The 691-nt window shown below is 55.7% G+C and carries 1 protein-coding gene; it reads left to right on the top strand.

Features of this window, described 5'->3' with window-relative positions; all coding sequences use genetic code 11:
- Nucleotides 1-181 precede the first annotated feature (181 nt).
- Nucleotides 182-565 (top strand): head-tail connector protein, encoded by a 384-nt coding sequence (locus FN633_RS09185; protein WP_243731497.1) that lies wholly within the window; start codon nt 182-184, stop codon nt 563-565.
- Nucleotides 566-691 lie beyond the last annotated feature (126 nt).

The raw sequence follows: 691 nt of genomic DNA, 5'->3' as shown, positions 1-691 counted from the left end.
ACCGTTTCTTCTGGCGCATAACACGAGGGCGCGGTCAGCAATGGCCGCGTTTACCGCATGAAAATTAAAGCTCTCCGTATGTTCTCGCATTACCACCTCGGCACCGTTTCTCAGGGCGAAACCCGCATCGTGAAAAAGGAGATCGGCGAGGGGCTGGTGAAACTGCATCTGGCAGAAGAGGTTGAGCCTGAAAAGGCAGAAACGCCAGATCCCGAAAAACCAAAAACCGGGGGTAAAGGTGGAAATAAGCGCGGGGCAGATGGCGCAAATAAAGACGCATCTCAGGGTTGATAGCGACGCCGAAGATACGCTTATCGCCGCATATGCATCAGCTGCCGTCGATTATGTTGAGCATTTCTGTGACGGTGCGCTGGTGGAGGTACTGACGCCGCCAGCAGAAGAAAAAGAGCCTCCCCGAGAGGTTCTTTTTACTTCCGGCATCTGGGCGGCAATGCTTTTGCTGATTGGCCACTGGTATGCGAACCGCGAAGCCGCGTCGCAGAATCTGGCGGAAACGCCGCTGGGCGTTGAAGCATTGCTTCTACAGCACCGACGGTGGCACTGATGGCCTGCTCCGGATGCGCCGCCCGGCGTGAATGGCTTAAAAAGTGGATGAAAATCGCCTATGAACGAGCAACAGGTAAGCCAGCTGCTGGCAGCAATGGCAGCCCAGACAGCAGCGATGAACCGA

Source organism: Pseudescherichia vulneris (assembly GCF_902164725.1).
GTDB classification, from domain to species: Bacteria; Pseudomonadota; Gammaproteobacteria; order Enterobacterales; family Enterobacteriaceae; genus Pseudescherichia; species Pseudescherichia vulneris.
The sequence above is the reverse complement of the archived record's forward strand: the minus strand, read 5'-3'. Positions and strand labels throughout refer to the sequence as shown.